Raw genomic sequence first — 16,141 nt, 5'->3', positions numbered from 1 at the left:
TCGGGGGATTTTTTTCACGAACGTAAAAAAGGGCTCGTCAGGGGAATTTGTGGGTGCAGAGCAAATTATAGGCTCTCGCCAAAACGCCAGGGACTCAATCAGCCTCGTCGCGGCGTGGGCAACCGCATATTTTGAAGCGAGTGGTCTAAGTCCTTGATAGCCGGTACGCTGCCATGGAAGGCGGTGGTAGACAATACATGGAGCTTATTGTCGAGGAGCCGTTGTCGAGGGATGCTGCCGTCGAGCGTGCACGGATGAAAGATGATAGCTCCTGCTTACTCTTCACTTCCTACATCCCTGTAGGTCGTATTCACTGCGTACCTGCCATCAAGGAGACCTATATCGCTCGCCGGCACCAAAAATGTGAGTATGCGTCTACCCTGCTCTTCGCCGATTGACGGTTCGGGTAATCCCATGCTTCATGAGCACCTCGCTGAAACTGAGCAGGTAGCCAAGCTTCTTCTCGAAGGCGCAAATAGGTGAGGATTCTGCGGAAGAGCCGAAAAGAAAAGCCCCGCAAGCGGGGCCTTAGTGTCGGACTTCCAGTCCGCGAGCCATTCTAATGACGTCCACGGCCCTTGGCGGGCTTCTGTTTGTTCTCCCCCCGGTAGTTATTCGTCGCACAGGTATGTATAGAAGACACCATCCTTGGGGCAACGGCGGATTACGCTGTCGTCAATCCACCCTGCGTACGCATCTTTGCCTGTGCGGTTTACCAGAAGCTTGCCGTTTCGACCTTGCCGCCCGCACCCAGGGTCAGGAGCTCCTGAACCGCGTCGGGGGTCTCCATGATGTTCATGAAGCTGTTGGAGCCCATCATTTTCAGGTCCGGAAAGTTGATGGCAATGCGGAACTCCGCCGGCAGGGTATACACCCGGTTGCCGGATACCAGGACTTCGTAGGGAAGGTGAGCCGTGGAACGCAGATCCTTGAAATCGATCTCGCTCATGATGTACGGGTCGTCCGCGTATTTGTTACCGTCTTTGCCTTTGACCATGCCCACGCCAAAGACCGTTTCCTCCTTACCGGGAACGTCCACCCGCCACGCCCGGGATGTACCTTTCGTTTCCTTCAGGCTCTTCTCCACCGCTGCCACGGCCGCTTCGTAACTGTCGTGTTTGGCCAGCTCAATCGCATCGTCAAAATAGGGCATGCCGAACATGTAGTGGTACTTACGCACTTTCTCCGGCGTCAGGCCTTCGTCCGGACCGAAAGCCCCGGCATTGCCCAAAGCCTGCTCCAGCGCTGCGGTGACTTCCGCCAAATCGCTGTTCATGCGGTACGCATGGGACATGTAGGTCGGATTGGTATAGGAGACCTGCACCTCGCCATTCAGCCTGGTCAGCGCTACCCGCTGAACCACAGCGTAACCGCCAAACTCCGACTGCGCAGCGGCACTGCGCAGTGCATCGGAGGTGACACCCAGAATCGTCGCACCCTCGTAGGGCGAATAACTGCCAACAATGTCAAAACCGGCCTCACTGAGCTTCTGCTCCACCGATGACAGCACCTGCGCCACATCACCGCTGGTTACCTCGGACAGCAGGAAGGGTTTGAGGCGGTCGCTGGCGGCCTGCGCAGTGGCGGCAAACGCCACCATAACAAAGGCGAGTAAAAGTCTTTTCATCATGTTCATCACAAGCCTGAGATTGTTTTCGTCCAAAACAGGGTAACAGGCCGGACGACCTGTTACCCGTTACGCCGTCTCTCTGTTGATTACTCGTTCCCGATCAGAAGTTCATCCGCAGCGAGACAGTAATACCCGTTTGAGAATGCTTTACTTCATGCTGTGTCGCTTCCGGATCAGCTTGTCCGCTAACGAAACCCGTATCGATTGTCTTGTCGACCTCCGGCGCATAGACGAACGCGCCCTCCAGCGTCGTGGTCTTGCTCAGGCTGTAACCGCCGCCGAAGGTGTAGTGGCTTTCGGTAATGGCCGGGAAGAAATGATTGTTGAACAGATTGATGGCCTGATTGGAGTAGCTCGAGTTATCGAGCACTTCAATCGGGTCTTCGCCGTGGTTGTAGCCGAAGCCGGCCCAGAAGCCGTTGCCGGAGTACTTGGCGCCCAGCCCGTAGACCATCTGGTCATCCCAGTTGAAGTCCTCGTAGCCCTTGGCGGAGCCCCACTGGATCTGCTTGGCATCGGCGGTCAGCATCCAGTTGGGGTTCACGTCATAGGCCACACCGAGCTTGATCTCCGCCGGCTGCTCCAGATTGTCAGAGGTAATAGTTTCAAAAGGGTCACCAGGGCCTACCTGGAAACCGTTTGCCGCATTTGTGAGCTGGTCTTCATACTCCATGTCGATGGCCGACTGATAGGCCAGCGCCAGGGTCAGGCCCGGATTAACGTCGAAGTGCGCACCCAGGTTGGCGCCGAAGCCGATGTCATCGGAGACACCGGTGCCAGCGAAAGGTGAGCCCACAGCTGAATAGTTGATATCCAGAGCGCCGTACTGGATGACCGGGGCGAAGCCGAAGCCGTAGCGGTCGTCGTTATAGGCCAGGGCCGGGACAAACTTCATCAGCGAAAGATTGGTCGTGGCGTTGAACAGGCCAGTACCATCCGGCGCACCACCGTTATCGCGGTAGTCGACACCCATACCGGCGGTGCCGTACATCCCCATACCGAAGGTCCAGTTGTTGTTGATGCGGTGGGACATGGAGACTTCGGGGATGATGTTGGTGTCGGCGTCGCTGGTCTGACTTGCACTTGTTCCAGGCGCGCTAGCAACATTCGTCTCGGCTTTAACATCCGGCATGAACAGGGTGCCGCCGATGGCGAACTCGCTGCCCTGGGCCTTGGCCAACAACGAGGGGTTGGACAATGCATTTTCCGAGCCGTAGTAAGCGGCGGTGCCGGTACCCCCCAGCGCACGAGACTGGGCACCCAGGCCGATCAGGTTATCGCCGTTGGTGGCAAAAGCAGGGGTTGAAATCATGCCGGCGGCAGCGACGGCCAAGGCAATCCTGGTTGGTTTCATGTAGCCACTCCCCACGGTGGGCTTGCAGTTAGACTTATTGACGGTCTTGGTGATGATGATCGATTTGCGGGACGCTGCGCAATGGAAGCTCATGTGCTCTCTCCTTGAAAAATTCTTTTTCACGGACGACTGGTACGTTTTTTTTATGGCAACTACTTATTGTTATAGACGAATCACCTTTAAAAGCAATCCGTCACTGGCCAGTAACATTATTTAGGCGACATAAAACTGTCAACCGTATTTGCATAATCCGAATCTACTAATATTTATATTAAAATATAAGCGATTGCGAGATTACTAATGTGGCACCCCTGCATTGACTCAGGGATGAAAGCCGGGAAAAGAGAAAACAAAAAGTAACTGTTCGCCCGGGTGATCGCGCACGCAGGAAATCCGTCATCCCCGCGTAGGCGGGGATCCATTTTGAGCCATGCTTCTGTTCTCTGGATTCCCGCCTACGCGGGAATGACGGAGGGGGTGAGTAGTTACGACGAAAACACAAAAAAACCCCGCCGGAGCGGGGTTTTTAGCAGCCGGTCGGACTTGGCCCGACAGGCTGCCTGCGAATGACATAACGATGTCAAACGTAGAGGCAGATATCCGATTCGCCGGCGAATTCGAAGAACGTCGCCGCGCCACCAAACTCAATGCCATCAATAAAGTTTTTCGGATCCATCTCGAACAGGTCCACGGTCATTTGGCAGGCGACCATTTTAACCTCGGCCTCCAGACATAAATCCCGCAGGTCCTCAACGCTGGCAACGCCCTTGGACTTCATTTTTTGCTTCATCATCGAAGTCATCATGCTCTGCATGCCTGGCAGTGCCTGTACCAACACCGGCATAGGCATGGGCATCGGCATGCCCGGGTTGCCTAACGAGGTAACCTGAAGATCCAGCTTCTTGTCCAGCAGTTTGAGGCCGTAGAACGTAAAGAAGATCTGGGTCTCGTAACCCAGTGCGGCTGCCGTGGAAGCCAGGATGAAGGGCGGATATGCCCAGTCCAGCGTTCCCTTGGTAGCGATGATGGCGAGTTTTTTCTGGTCCGACATAGAGACTGCCCCCCTGGTTGTCATTAACCCGGTGTGAGATTTTCCCGGGCATGGCACCCGGAATGATTCAAAAGATCACCGCGAAGGCGCCGATGAGACTCCCTGAAAGCCGAACCTGGTGCAGCGGCCTCCCATCCCCGTCCATCGGCTTTGCGGTAAGTGGCCGATTCAGGCCTTTTTGATCAGGAAGGTGAACTTGCCGCCCTCTTCACCGGACTCCATCAGCTCGTTACCGGTCTGCTTGGAAAAGGCTTCGAAATCTTTTACGGAACCCGGATCGGTGGCAACGATACGCAGGATCTGGCCGGTTTCCATGGAACCGAGCGTCTTTTTCGCACGCAGGATGGGCAGCGGGCAATTCAGTCCGGAAGCATCGAGTTCTTGGTCGAAGTTCGCCATTTTCTCTCTCCTTATATAGGTGACAACAAAAAAAAGAAAAAAGCCAAGTCTGCTCGGAAACAGAAGACTTGGCCGGGTAGTTAACCGGTTCCCGTCCATAAAGGCCCTGATTCAGCCCCACCTGGGATGCTTTCACTACGCACCCATCTACGGATGGAAACTAAGTTAGAATTCAATATTTCCCTTATATGATAAGCACGCAACGAAAGCAAGTACCCCTTTATGGTACATAACTAATCAATACCGGGGGACAGGGAGTTTTTACGTTTGAATTCGGTCACTTGCGATGCTCTTGAGCAATGGCTGGTGATTATGCCACCGCCAAGCCACCCTGCACCCAGGCCATGACACCGCCGCGTAGATTAAGAGTGTTTCCACGTCCCAACTGGGACAGATAGGCACAGGCTTGCCCTGAGCGGGCACCGGTACGACAATAAAATACCACAGGATGATCCTCAGGAATATGATCGATTTGGGCCGGCAGGAGATGCAAGGGGATGTGCTCCGCACCGGGGATAGCTCCCTGAGCAATCTCCATTGGGCTTCGGACATCAATCAGTTTGACCTGCAGGCCATCGTCATTCAGCATTTGGTCCAATTGGTGGGCGTCGATTTCCTTGAAGTTAAACATGCAGCCTCCGATTACGACTCTATTAGCGAATGCTAATAAATTTATAAACAATTTGCCAGGATTCAAAGTAGCCGACCTGCAAGAGCAGGGAGAACGCATACTCATAGGTTCCGTGTCGGCGAGCTGGTTACCCCTGCAGAATCTGTGCTGGACTAGTAGAAGTGGCCCTGACACCAAGTAGGCTGTAAACATCCCTGTGTGCTCGACGTCCACCGCGCCCTCGACAACTGCTCCTGCTTTGTTCTACCTTCTGCATGCATGCAGTCGTGCGGCCGCCGACCTGATATCAGGACCGACACCGCTCGCTCGAAAGTAGGCGGTTACCTGCCGAAGGGGGGGTGCCGTCAAATACCCAATAACCGAGTATTCAGACAACCGAGCCGATGCACCTACCCGGATTCGCCCGACACAAGAGACTTGCAGCTGTTGTTGCCCTGAGCACGGCACTTTCGCTCTCCCCCACCCTCCCGATGGTGGAGGCCTCCTCACTGCCGGATATGGGCGATGCCTCCGCCTCCGTTCTGACGCCGGAAAGAGAGCAGCGCATCGGAAAGGCGATGTGGCGGCAGCTGTACCAGGCGGGGAAAATTATCGACACTCCGGAGCTCGCCGGCTATGTGCGATCGCTCGGTTACCGACTATTGGCGGCCGGCGAATACGGACCCCGCGAGTTCACCTTTTTCCTGGTGGATGCACCCTCCATCAATGCCTTCGCCATGCCGGGCGGCTATATCGGGATCCATGCGGGTTTGATAACCGCTACTCGAAACGAGGATGAAGTGGCAGCGGTTCTGGCCCATGAAATTGCCCATGTCACACAGAACCATCTAGCGCGCGGCTTCGAAAAGGCCAATCGCATGAATCTGCCGATGACGGCCGCGGTGGTCGCGGCGATTTTGCTCGGCGCCCAGAATCCACAACTGGCGGAGGCGACCATCGCAGCCACCACCGCCGGTGCGGCCCAGATGCAGCTGGATTTTACCCGTGCCCACGAAAAAGAGGCGGATCGTCTCGGCATCGATACCCTTGCAGCCGCCGGTTACGACCCGCAGAGCATGGCCGGATTTTTCCGGAAGCTGGAGGAAAAGAGCCGATACTACGGCAGCGGTGCGCCGGAGTTTCTCCAAACCCACCCGGTCAACCAGGCCCGCATCGCGGATGCCGAAGGGCGTGCCCGTGCCTTTCCCGATACTTCGAGCCGGCCGCAATCCGACTACTGGACCACCAGGGCCAAACTTGAGGTCCGCTTATCGAAAGATCCGGCTGAACTCGCCCGTCGGTTGCGCTCTCGTCTGGATTCCGGGCGATCGACCAACCAAAAGGCCGACCGTTTCGCCCTCGCGCTGGCCCTCAGAGCGAGCGGCGATATCGAGGCTGCCAGAGGGATCCTGATGTCGTTCGTGGGAGAGGCACCCGAACGCATCGCCTATCGAACCGAACTGGCCCGGTTGGAAACAGAGGCGGAGCGCTACGAGGTGGCTTCGCAGCTTCTCGACGCCGGACTCGAACTCTATCCCGACAACCCCGAACTTCTCCTCGCATTGGGTGAGACACATCTTCGTGCCGACGCTCCCGAAAAAGCCCGGCACCGATTCGAGCGGGCGATTCGCATCGGCCTTGGTACGCCTCCCGAAACCTACAAGCATCTCAGCCGTGCCGAAGCGGCGCTTGGCCATGAAGCGGCCTCACGGCTGGCCCTCGGAGAATACTATTTCCGCATTGGCGAGACTCACAGCGCAATCGATCAGCTGACTGCTGCCCAGAACTACACGGAAAATAACTTCTATATCGCATCCCGTATCGGAGCGCGCCTGGAGCAGTTCAAACGGGAGGCTGAACTCGAAGCCCAGGATTGAGCTACTCGCTTATTTCCTTTCTAAGACAAGGTCTTCCGAGCCAATCCATCGATGGCAACGAAGTTCGCATTTCAGTATCGGCTAATATATTTTAGCAACAAAAATAATGAGTTAGACCACAATCAAGGCTTGCCATCTGAGTTGCTTCGTATATCCTAAGGAACATGCTGAGCTACATTTCGCCTATTAGCTCGTGCTATTTTAAGGATGAAAACCTACGTTGCTTGTTGCCAAACCGGCATGTAGTGATTTCAAGGATGTCAGTCGGACTGTCCCCCCACAGGACAGATAAAAAACCATTGGAGGAGGATAAAGATGCGGAAACCATTAAAAATCATCACTTCCGCAAGCGCCGTCGCGGTAATCCTCGGCACTTTTTCTATAGTGCCGCAGGTGACCGTTGCCGCCGAGCCGAGCGTTGCCACACAGGGAAAAGAGCTGTCCTTCAATAAAAAGAAGGGTAATTGTCTTGCTTGTCATCAGATCGACGACGGCGATATGCCCGGCAATATCGGTCCGCCGCTGTTCAATATGAAGGAGCGGTTTCCGGATAAAACCACGCTGCGCGCCCAGATCTGGGATTCCAACAAGAACAATCCGAACAGCATGATGCCACCGTTCGGCCGGCATGAAATTTTGTCTGAGCAGGAGATCGACAAAATAGTTGAATATATCTATATGCTTTAACCCGTAAATCCATTAATCAACGAGGTTGTTGTCAACATGAAACGTCGCATTTTCCTCAAGGGAACCCTTGCCAGCGGAGCCGTTGCAACCGCTGTGAGCGCCGGTCTTCTGAGCCCCCGACAGGTACTGGCCGATTGGCCAAAAAACGCGTTTGAAGCCGAAACCGTGCAGGACGCTCTCAAGGGCCTCTACGATTCCGACCTGACCGAGCCGAGCGATGCAGTGAACATTAAGGCACCGGACATCGCCGAAAACGGCGCAGTGGTACCGATCAGCGTATCGGCCGATCTGCCCAATGTCGAATCCGTCACCATCATCGCCGAGAAGAACGGTACGCCGCTGGCTGCCTCCTATCAGCTGGGCGCCTCCGCCAAGCCGTCTATCTCCACTCGCATCAAGATGGGTGAGACCTCCAATGTCATCGCTGTCGTCAAAGCCGATGGAAAGGCTTACAGCGCTCGCAAAGAGGTCAAGGTCACCATCGGCGGCTGCGGCGGCTAAACAGTCCTGCCAAATAAATCTGGAGGAATACAAAAGCAATGTCCAAGACCATCAAAATCCGGGCCCAACAGAAGGGCGATACCTGTCACGTAAAGGCACTCATCAAGCATCCGATGGAGACCGGCCTGCGCAAGGACAAGAAAACGGGCAAAAAGATCCCCGCCCATTTCATTCAGGAAGTGAACTGCGCGCATGAAGGCGAAAACGTCCTCACCGGCCTTTGGGGTGGTGCCGTGTCGACCAACCCCTACCTCGCTTTCGAGTTCGAAGGCGCCAAAAAGGGCGATAAAGTCACGCTGAGTTGGGCGGATAACAAGGGCGAGTCCGACTCTGTCGAGACCACGATCCGCTGATCGGGCCGAATAGCCCGTTCAATAAAACAAAAAATACCCCATGTCGTTTTCGGAGGATGGAGGATCCTGCTATGAAAAAGTTGATAGCCGCGGCCGCGGCGCTGGCCGTCGTTGCCGGTAGCCCGCTGGTCGCTCAGGCATCGCCGGAGGAAGACCTGAAAGACTTCCAGGCGCATTACATGAAACGCTTCCCGGGTGTATCGGTCGACGATTACACCAACGGGGTATATGCCGTCAACGCGGATGCCCGCTCATCCTGGGAGTCCATTGAGGACTTCCCGCCGTATGATGAAGCTCTCATCCAGGGCGAACAGTTCTTTAATGAAAAGTTCGCGAACGGCAAGACCTACGCCGATTGTTTTCCCAACGGCGGTATCGGTATTCGTCAAAACTACCCCTATTTCGACTCCGAATCCGGCGATATAAAAACGCTGGAAGGGGAGATCAATGAATGTCGGGAGGCCAATGGCGAAACACCGCTCAAATGGAAGGTAGGCAAGCTGGCGGCCATCTCTGCATATATGGCTTCGACCTCCGACGGGAAGAAACTCAACGTCGAAGTGCCGGACGATCCGCGGGCGCTGGAGTGGTATAACAAGGGCAAGGAGTTCTACTACTCCAAACGTGGTCAGTTGAACCTGTCCTGCGCCAACTGCCACGTCGACAATCCCGGCATGCGTATCCGTGCGGATACATTGAGCCCCGCGCTCGGTCACCCGAGCCACTTTCCAGTCTGGCGAATGAAATGGGCCGCGAAGGATAACAGCAACGATCTGGGCGGCCTCGGAACCATGCACAGACGTTTCGGCGGCTGCAACAAGCAGGTCCGGGCCAAACCCTTCCCGGCCCAGAGCGATGAGTACAAGGCGCTGGAGTACTTTCTTACTTACATGAGCAATGGGGTTCCCGTAAGCGCATCGAGAACCCGTAAGTAAGCCACTACCTCGGCCCGAACAAAAACCCGGCTACGGCCGGGTTTTTTTATGCTATCCCTGTCTCCTCCAATACTGCCGGACATCATTAATCGTGGAAACTTTCCATGCGCCACCGGGTTATCCAGAAGAACCGGCCTCAACTAACATAAACTATTTATTATCGACCCGGCGATTTGAATTGCTACATGCTTATTCCGTAAGATAGTGGATTATCCACTTCGAGCGTCGCAAGTTCTTATGAAATCAGGCGTAGCCCTCTCCGACAGGCAGTGCAGCCTCTACTGGTACGGGATTTTTCCGTTCCTTCGCTGGCTGCCGATGGTGAATCGACACACGCTCCGGGCTGATGGGATTGCCGGGCTGACCGGGGCGGTTCTCGTCCTCCCCCAAGGCGTTGCCTTCGCTGCAATCGCCGGGATGCCTCCCGAGTATGGTCTCTATGCCGCCATGGTACCGGCCATCATCGCTGCTCTGTTCGGATCCTCCTGGCATCTGGTGTCGGGGCCGACTACAGCCGCTTCGATCGTACTTTTCGCCTCCCTATCCACCTTCGCCGAACCGGCTTCACCGGAGTTTGTGCGCCTGGCGATAACGCTGACACTCATGGTCGGTATCATTCAGTTCGTCATGGGGATGGTGCGCCTGGGAACTTTGGTCAACTTCATCTCGCATTCCGTCGTGGTCGGCTTTACCGCCGGTGCCGCAATCCTGATCGGCACCAGTCAGATCAAGAATTTTTTCGGTCTCGAAATGGAGCGGGGGCTCCATTTCCACGAGATTTTCATCCAGCTTTTCCACCGTTTGGGTGAAGTTAACCCCTACGTCACCGGCATTGCCACCGCGACCTTGGTGACCGGCATCCTGGTGAAGCGTTTCGTTCCCAGGTTCCCCTACATGATCGCGGCGTTGACAGTTGGCAGTGTCGTGGCGGCCGTACTCAACAACCGCTATGGCCAGAACGTAACGGGTATCAGCAGCGTCGGAGCCCTGCCGGCCTCACTCCCGCCCCTCTCCACGCCGGATTTGAGCCTCGAAACCATCCGTCAGCTGGCACCCGTGGCGGTTGCCGCCACACTCCTGGCACTAACCGAAGCGGTCTCCATCGGTCGCTCTCTTGCTGTGCGCTCGGGACAGCGCCTGGACGGCAACCAGGAGTTCCTCGGCCAGGGCCTGTCCAACATCGTGGGCAGCTTCTTCTCCTCTTATGTGGCCACCGGCTCCTTCAACCGTTCCGGGGTCAACTATGATGCCGGCGCCCGTACCCCGCTGGCCGCCGCCTTCGCCGGCGTGATGCTGATGGGGATCGTGATCCTCGTCGCCCCCTACGCCTACCTGCTGCCCAACGCGGCGATGGCCGGCATTCTGTTCATGGTGGCCTGGGGCCTGATCGATTTTCACCATATCCGGCATATCCTGCGAGCAAGCGGCTCGGAAACGGGTGTTCTGGCGACTACCTTCTTCTCGACCCTGTTTCTGGAGTTGGAGCTGGCCATCATGCTTGGCGTGATGCTCTCGCTGATCATCTATCTGTCGCGTACCTCCCGGCCACAGGTGCTGCCGCGCGTGCCGGATCCGGCAAACCCCAAACGCGCCTTCACGACCGATAGCACCCTGGCGACGTGTCCCCAGTTCAAGATCATCCGCATCGATGGTTCCCTGTTCTTCGGGGCCGTCGATTATGTCGAACAGCGCTTTCAGGCCATCGACCCCGAGGAGCATCTGCTCTTGATCGCCAAAGGCATGAACTTCGTGGATATGGCGGGAGCCGAGCTGTTGGCGAAGGAGGCCGAACGGCGCCGGCAGGCGGGGGGCAGGCTCTACCTCTACGAAGTGAAGGACAAGGTCTGCAACATGCTTCGTCGTACCGGACTGATAACTTCCATCGGCGATGAAAACATTTTCAACTCCAAGACCAGAGCACTTGAGTCCATCGTAAACGAGCACCTGAATCACGACATCTGCCGCAATTGCCAGTACCGCATCTTCAGAGAATGTAAAAATCTGGCAGTCAGCGAAGCCGATGCCTGATCGGCGCGGCGTTCAGTACCAGCGCATGTCGTGGTAGTATCGGCCGGTGACAGAACACAACCGAGGAGCCCATGCACTGGCGCGAGTCCCTAAGCACCATTGCCAATAACCTGTCCCGGAACGGTCATGGACTGCTGGGTCGGTGCGCCGTGTTCTATCGCGATCAACGCGACGTCTGTGGAACGGCGGTTTACAACCGTCTCCCCGATCGTGTTCCCATTGCTTACAAGCTGGCCCTGGCGTTCACCCTCCTGGTGGCAAGTGGTATGACCTTGCTCGGGCTTCTGGTAGGGAGCAACCAGACTCGCCTTCTCGAGCAGCAAATCCAGACCTTCGGCAACACTCTTGTCGGCCAGGTGGCCGATTCCATTGAAGAGCCGCTGCTGGCAGGCGACACCCTGACGCTGCAGCTCGCCGCCAACAACCTCATCAAGGACAAAACCGTCCTTGGTGTCGGCATTTATTCTGACGAAGGATTGCGCATCACCTATACCGGAATCGTGCCGCTTTCAAACCGTCTTGAAGCAGCAGGGATCGGACTCACAACCGGAGACGAGCAGCGCATTGACTGGAGCATACCGGGTAAGAAGTCGCCGCAGGCCTTAACGGCGTTCGTGGCGCCGGTCCGCTACCGCGATGTCACAGCGGGCTACGCCCTGCTCGCCTTCGATCGCTCGCTGCTCGAACGGGCCAAGACCGATACCATCACCGCAGTCAGCGCCACCACCTTGCTGATCGTGCTTTTGGGCGTGGGAACTTCGTTCTATCTTGGTGGACGATTGACACGTCCCATCCACCAACTAATCAATGCCAGCCGCGCCATATCCGAAGGGAAGTATGACTTCCGTTTCACCGGTCGCCGCAATGACGAAATTGGTGTGTTGATGGATGCCATGAACAGCATGGGCGAGGGCCTGCTGCGCAAGGAGCAGGTGGAAAAGGTGTTTTCCCGTTATGTCTCCCCCAATGTGGCCAAACAGGTACTGTCAGAACTCGAAAATGTTGAGCAAGTCCAATTGGGGGGCAGGCATGTCGAGGCGAGCGTACTATTCGCCGACATCGTCGGCTTCACCAGCATGTCGGAAAAGATGACCCCTAAAGAAGTCAGCCACTTGCTGAATACCTATTTCACTCAAATCGCCCGCGCCGTGGACTTCTGCGGCGGCCATATTGACAAGTACATGGGCGATTGCGCCATGATAGTCTTTGGCGTCCCGGTCCACCATGAAGATCACGCCTTTCGGGCTACCGCCTGTGCATCCATGATCATCGCCCTGACCGACGATCTCAACCGCCGTCGAGAGCAAAAGGGTTTACCCGCCATACACTTCCGGGTGGGCATCAATAGCGGAAGAATGCTGGCCGGCAACATGGGATCGGCGGATCGAATGGATTACACTGTGGTCGGCGATGCAGTTAACATGGCCTCCCGGCTTTCTCACGCTGGCGAGCCGGGTGAAATCATCATTACCGGAGAGATGGTCGCGATGCAGGGCGTTGCCGGACGTATTCTCGCGGAAAAGAAAAGTACCATCAGCTTGCGCGGCAAGGAGCATCCCGTCGCCATCCTGCGCGTCACCGGCATCAATGATCCATTCCGTGAAGAAATGCTTGCCGAAAACCGTCGCATTCTCGAAGCTTTAGCATCCGAAGCCGCATGAATCGACTATCGCGAATACTGCTGCCCATGGGTATTGCCGCCCTGCTCGGCGGCTGCTCGGCACTAAGTACCCTGCAGGGGCTGACGGGCAACGATCTGAATACACAGTTGGATACTTGGATCGTTGAGCGCCAGTATGGCCGGGCGTTGAATGCCCTCTCCGCAATCGACCCGAAAGACCCGGAATACTCGCGGCTGGCGGACAAACGACGGAAAGTCGAGTCGCTGGCTAAGACGTATGAAAAGGAGATCGTGGCGCAAGCGGCCAAAGATATGGAAAAGGGCAACTGGGCCAGGGCGCTGAACGCCTATGACACGGCCCTGAGAGGAATGCCGGACAGCACCTATCTCAAAGATGGTCTTGCCGAATTACATCGCAAGCAATCCTCCCTGGTCGCCACACAGCGTCTGAACCTGATGGTGGCCCGAGCCCGCTTTCTGGAGCGTGCGCTCCCCATTTACGAACGGATAGCCCGTATTGACCCGCGCGACCACGATGCCAGCAATGCACTGAAGGAACACCGCCAGTCGATCCAAGAGACCGCCGAACATCTGGCCCGAACCGGCAGTGCAGCCCTGGAAGCCGCCGAATACGAGGTTGCCGAACGCACACTGCCACTGGCGGCCACCCTCTCCAACGATGAAATGGTCCAAGCCGCCTACACCCGACTCAAGGAGTGGCACGCTGCTCGTGAGCGCGAACATCAAAATGCCCGCGAGCGTCGACGGAAGCGCGCTGAAGCCCAAGAAGCAAACGCCCACCAGTACTTCGACAGCCTCATGAGCGAGTATCGGCGCACCTATGAAAATGGCCAGTATCAAAAGGCCGGTAAGATTCTCGCGCAACTGGAAGAAACCACCACCAATCAATCCGAGGTCGAGAGCGAGCGCAAGCAGTTAGAGGTCACAATCGATATCGAGGTCGAACGCCTCTTCGAAGAGGGCGTGACCTACTACAGCCGCGGCGAGTTCGAGCGGGCGGTTCAGCTCTGGAAGCGCATCCTCGAACTGCGTCCGGCCCACCGTCCCGCCTTGGACAACCTGGATCGTGCCGAACGCGTACTGGAACGTTTGCAGCAGCTGCGCGAAAAACAGGCACAGCGAAACGCAGGTGAAGACGCCGAAACCTGACGCTTTCGCACAGGTGCATTCTTAAGAACGCACACACTGCCGTAGGTAAACGGCACAATCTTCAGAAAGCGTCCCTGACGCTCACAAAAACATTGAATCAAGCCTCTACCTGCCGCTACTCTTTTCCGCCTATGGCTACGATACCCCACCTCTCCCCCATCGACGCAGCCTATGCAGTCCTCGAAGCATCCGAGATGCGCTATCGTGGCCGCGTTATCGGTACCATGGCAGCCCGGGACCCCAATGCACCGGCAGAGCACTATGCCGATTGCTTCGTACGCGATTTCGTGCCGTCTGCACTCGTCTACCTACTGGATGGCCGCGACACAGTCGTCCATGACTTTTTACAGACGGTGCTCGAGCTTCGCCATCAACAGGAGCGCTGGGCCGGGCATGAACCCGCACCCGGGGTCATGCCCGCCAGTTTCAAGGTCGTCAACGATAACCAGGGCGAACGGTTGATTGCCGACTTCGGGGACCATGCCATCGGCCGGGTGGCGCCAGTGGATTCGATGCTGTGGTGGATGATTCTGCTCAGGACCTATGTGACGGTCAGCGGTGACACCGATTTCGCTCACCAGCCGGATGTGCAGCGGGGAATGCGCCAGATCCTCGATCTTCTGCTCAGGGATCGCCTGGAGGTTGCCCCTACCCTCCTGGTCCCGGACGGCTCCTTCATGATCGACCGCCGCATGGGGGTTTACGGCCATCCGCTGGAGGTTCAGGCCCTCTTTTTCGGTGCACTCTGCGCCGCACGCCAACTCCTGGAAACCGCTGATGGAAACGAGGGGCTGGTGCGGCGTGTGGACCAGCGACTTCGGACACTGCGAACTTACATCCGCATCTACTACTGGCTGGACGTCCCCCGTCTCAACGAAATCCACCGCTACAAGACCGAACAGTTCGGACAGGACAGCGTCAACATCCTGAACATTCACCCGGAGAGCATCCCCGACTGGGTCCCCGACTGGCTTCCGGAAAGTGCGGGTTATCTGGTGGGCAATCTCGGACCCGGACGGATGGATTTCCGATTTTTCGCGCTGGGTAACCTGTTATCCATTCTGTTTGGCCTCTCAACCGACGAGGAAGCGCAACGTATCATGTTCCTCTATGAGGAGCGCTGGGCCGATTTAGTCGGCACCATGCCGGTCAAGATCAGTTATCCGGCCATGGATGGCGAAGAGTGGCGCCTGATGACCGGGAGTGATCCCAAAAACGCACCGTGGTCCTATCATAATGGTGGAAACTGGCCTGCGCTTCTGTGGACGTTTGTCGGGGCGGCGGTGAAAGCGGGGCGTCCCGATCTGGCGGAAAGGGCCTACGCTCAGGCAGCCGAGCGGCTCCCTGTCGACCTCTGGGCGGAGTATTACGACGGACGCCATGGGCGACTGGTCGGACGTCGCTCCAATTACTTTCAGACCTGGTCGGCCACCTCTCTCATCCTGGCGGAGAAATTCCTCAACGGATCGACGCAACTCAAGTCCCTGGGACTCTATAGCGACTGAACAAGCGTTTTTCATGGGGTGCCGGCTCTTACGGGAGACCGGCACCCCTATTTGTCACTCCAAAACCCTTCCCAAAAGCCCTTTGCACTATCGGCCCCCTGTTTGCCTGTCTCCTTGGCCTTGTCGATGCCCGTTTCGGCGAGACAGGCCGCGCGATCCGCAAGACAGCGCGTCTTACAGCCGACTTTCCGCGCTTCGGACCCCACATGGCGCGTGCTGCACCAGGCGCTGCACATCTCAAATTGCATCGAACAACCGGCGAGCGCCGGGGCTGAAACGCCGCCAGCCAGAGCGCCCACCACCAAAACCCATCTCCATCTCATATCCTGCCCGTACTTTTTAATTAGATGGCCAAGATAACATAGCCACCTTTGAGACTTGGCTACTAGCGATACAAAGTGGGATCAAATCGGTTTTTTG

At 56.6% G+C, this 16,141-nt stretch carries 14 protein-coding genes; 9 read left to right on the top strand and 5 right to left on the bottom strand.

Features of this window, described 5'->3' with window-relative positions; all coding sequences use genetic code 11:
* Nucleotides 1-712 precede the first annotated feature (712 nt).
* The 5 genes from Q7L05_RS03575 to Q7L05_RS03555 form a co-directional block, all read right to left on the bottom strand.
* The gene (locus Q7L05_RS03575; protein WP_303902050.1) at nucleotides 713-1,630 is read right to left on the bottom strand and encodes a hypothetical protein; all 918 of its coding nucleotides are present in this window, start codon (nucleotides 1,628-1,630) and stop codon (nucleotides 713-715) included.
* 100 nt (nucleotides 1,631-1,730) lie between these two features.
* Nucleotides 1,731-3,077 carry an OmpP1/FadL family transporter gene (locus tag Q7L05_RS03570; RefSeq protein ID WP_303902047.1) on the bottom strand — a complete coding sequence of 449 codons (1,347 nt, stop codon included), beginning with the start codon at nucleotides 3,075-3,077 and terminating at the stop codon, nucleotides 1,731-1,733.
* Nucleotides 3,078-3,564: 487 nt separating this feature from the next.
* On the bottom strand, nucleotides 3,565-4,035 hold the full coding sequence (gene dsrE2 / locus Q7L05_RS03565) for a sulfur carrier protein DsrE2 (RefSeq protein WP_303902043.1): 471 nt from the start codon (nucleotides 4,033-4,035) through the stop codon (nucleotides 3,565-3,567).
* A gap of 168 nt (nucleotides 4,036-4,203) precedes the next feature.
* Nucleotides 4,204-4,434 (bottom strand): sulfurtransferase TusA family protein, encoded by a 231-nt coding sequence (locus tag Q7L05_RS03560; RefSeq protein ID WP_303902040.1) that lies wholly within the window; start codon nucleotides 4,432-4,434, stop codon nucleotides 4,204-4,206.
* A gap of 310 nt (nucleotides 4,435-4,744) precedes the next feature.
* Entirely contained in the window at nucleotides 4,745-5,065 is a 321-nt protein-coding gene (locus Q7L05_RS03555) for a rhodanese-like domain-containing protein (RefSeq protein ID WP_303902038.1), read from the bottom strand.
* A 383-nt stretch (nucleotides 5,066-5,448) separates the two neighbouring features.
* Here Q7L05_RS03555 and Q7L05_RS03550 point away from each other — a divergent pair, with 383 nt between their 5' ends.
* The 9 genes from Q7L05_RS03550 (at nucleotide 5,449) to Q7L05_RS03510 (ending at nucleotide 15,721) form a co-directional block, all read left to right on the top strand.
* Nucleotides 5,449-6,921 carry a M48 family metalloprotease gene (locus Q7L05_RS03550; protein WP_303902034.1) on the top strand — a complete coding sequence of 491 codons (1,473 nt, stop codon included), beginning with the start codon at nucleotides 5,449-5,451 and terminating at the stop codon, nucleotides 6,919-6,921.
* A 315-nt stretch (nucleotides 6,922-7,236) separates the two neighbouring features.
* Nucleotides 7,237-7,608, top strand: coding sequence for a sulfur oxidation c-type cytochrome SoxX (gene soxX / locus Q7L05_RS03545; protein WP_303902032.1), 372 nt, complete (start codon nucleotides 7,237-7,239; stop codon nucleotides 7,606-7,608).
* Nucleotides 7,609-7,644: 36 nt separating this feature from the next.
* On the top strand, nucleotides 7,645-8,109 hold the full coding sequence (gene soxY, locus Q7L05_RS03540) for a thiosulfate oxidation carrier protein SoxY (protein WP_303902029.1): 465 nt from the start codon (nucleotides 7,645-7,647) through the stop codon (nucleotides 8,107-8,109).
* Nucleotides 8,110-8,147: 38 nt separating this feature from the next.
* The gene (gene soxZ / locus Q7L05_RS03535; RefSeq protein WP_303902026.1) at nucleotides 8,148-8,462 is read left to right on the top strand and encodes a thiosulfate oxidation carrier complex protein SoxZ; all 315 of its coding nucleotides are present in this window, start codon (nucleotides 8,148-8,150) and stop codon (nucleotides 8,460-8,462) included.
* A gap of 71 nt (nucleotides 8,463-8,533) precedes the next feature.
* Nucleotides 8,534-9,397 carry a sulfur oxidation c-type cytochrome SoxA gene (soxA, locus tag Q7L05_RS03530; protein WP_303902023.1) on the top strand — a complete coding sequence of 288 codons (864 nt, stop codon included), beginning with the start codon at nucleotides 8,534-8,536 and terminating at the stop codon, nucleotides 9,395-9,397.
* Between the two features lie 237 nt (nucleotides 9,398-9,634).
* Nucleotides 9,635-11,425: a SulP family inorganic anion transporter gene (locus Q7L05_RS03525; RefSeq protein WP_303902021.1), complete on the top strand. Its 1,791-nt coding sequence runs from the start codon at nucleotides 9,635-9,637 to the stop codon at nucleotides 11,423-11,425.
* A 71-nt stretch (nucleotides 11,426-11,496) separates the two neighbouring features.
* Nucleotides 11,497-13,086 (top strand): adenylate/guanylate cyclase domain-containing protein, encoded by a 1,590-nt coding sequence (locus Q7L05_RS03520; RefSeq protein WP_303902018.1) that lies wholly within the window; start codon nucleotides 11,497-11,499, stop codon nucleotides 13,084-13,086.
* Nucleotides 13,083-14,216 carry a hypothetical protein gene (locus Q7L05_RS03515; RefSeq protein WP_303902016.1) on the top strand — a complete coding sequence of 378 codons (1,134 nt, stop codon included), beginning with the start codon at nucleotides 13,083-13,085 and terminating at the stop codon, nucleotides 14,214-14,216. The genes Q7L05_RS03520 and Q7L05_RS03515 overlap by 4 nt, the downstream gene beginning before the upstream one ends.
* 131 nt (nucleotides 14,217-14,347) lie before the next feature.
* Nucleotides 14,348-15,721, top strand: coding sequence for a glycoside hydrolase 100 family protein (locus Q7L05_RS03510; RefSeq protein ID WP_303902013.1), 1,374 nt, complete (start codon nucleotides 14,348-14,350; stop codon nucleotides 15,719-15,721).
* Nucleotides 15,722-16,141 lie beyond the last annotated feature (420 nt).

The sequence above is a fragment of the Thiohalomonas denitrificans genome, from assembly GCF_016841685.1.
Lineage (GTDB): Bacteria > Pseudomonadota > Gammaproteobacteria > Thiohalomonadales > Thiohalomonadaceae > Thiohalomonas > Thiohalomonas denitrificans_A.
Note: the sequence above shows the minus strand (reverse complement) of the source record. Positions and strands in the feature narration are given on the sequence as shown.

Excerpts from the sequence above, each read along its gene's own strand:
- Q7L05_RS03575 (WP_303902050.1), bottom strand. The coding sequence starts at position 1,630 with ATGATGAAAAGACTTTTACTCGCCTTTGTTATGGTGGCGTTTGCCGCC.
- Q7L05_RS03570 (WP_303902047.1), bottom strand. The coding sequence starts at position 3,077 with ATGAGCTTCCATTGCGCAGCGTCCCGCAAATCGATCATCATCACCAAG.
- dsrE2 (WP_303902043.1), bottom strand. The coding sequence starts at position 4,035 with ATGTCGGACCAGAAAAAACTCGCCATCATCGCTACCAAGGGAACGCTG.
- Q7L05_RS03560 (WP_303902040.1), bottom strand. The coding sequence starts at position 4,434 with ATGGCGAACTTCGACCAAGAACTCGATGCTTCCGGACTGAATTGCCCG.
- Q7L05_RS03555 (WP_303902038.1), bottom strand. The coding sequence starts at position 5,065 with ATGTTTAACTTCAAGGAAATCGACGCCCACCAATTGGACCAAATGCTG.
- Q7L05_RS03550 (WP_303902034.1), top strand. The coding sequence starts at position 5,449 with ATGCACCTACCCGGATTCGCCCGACACAAGAGACTTGCAGCTGTTGTT.
- soxX (WP_303902032.1), top strand. The coding sequence starts at position 7,237 with ATGCGGAAACCATTAAAAATCATCACTTCCGCAAGCGCCGTCGCGGTA.
- soxY (WP_303902029.1), top strand. The coding sequence starts at position 7,645 with ATGAAACGTCGCATTTTCCTCAAGGGAACCCTTGCCAGCGGAGCCGTT.
- soxZ (WP_303902026.1), top strand. The coding sequence starts at position 8,148 with ATGTCCAAGACCATCAAAATCCGGGCCCAACAGAAGGGCGATACCTGT.
- soxA (WP_303902023.1), top strand. The coding sequence starts at position 8,534 with ATGAAAAAGTTGATAGCCGCGGCCGCGGCGCTGGCCGTCGTTGCCGGT.
- Q7L05_RS03525 (WP_303902021.1), top strand. The coding sequence starts at position 9,635 with ATGAAATCAGGCGTAGCCCTCTCCGACAGGCAGTGCAGCCTCTACTGG.
- Q7L05_RS03520 (WP_303902018.1), top strand. The coding sequence starts at position 11,497 with ATGCACTGGCGCGAGTCCCTAAGCACCATTGCCAATAACCTGTCCCGG.
- Q7L05_RS03515 (WP_303902016.1), top strand. The coding sequence starts at position 13,083 with ATGAATCGACTATCGCGAATACTGCTGCCCATGGGTATTGCCGCCCTG.
- Q7L05_RS03510 (WP_303902013.1), top strand. The coding sequence starts at position 14,348 with ATGGCTACGATACCCCACCTCTCCCCCATCGACGCAGCCTATGCAGTC.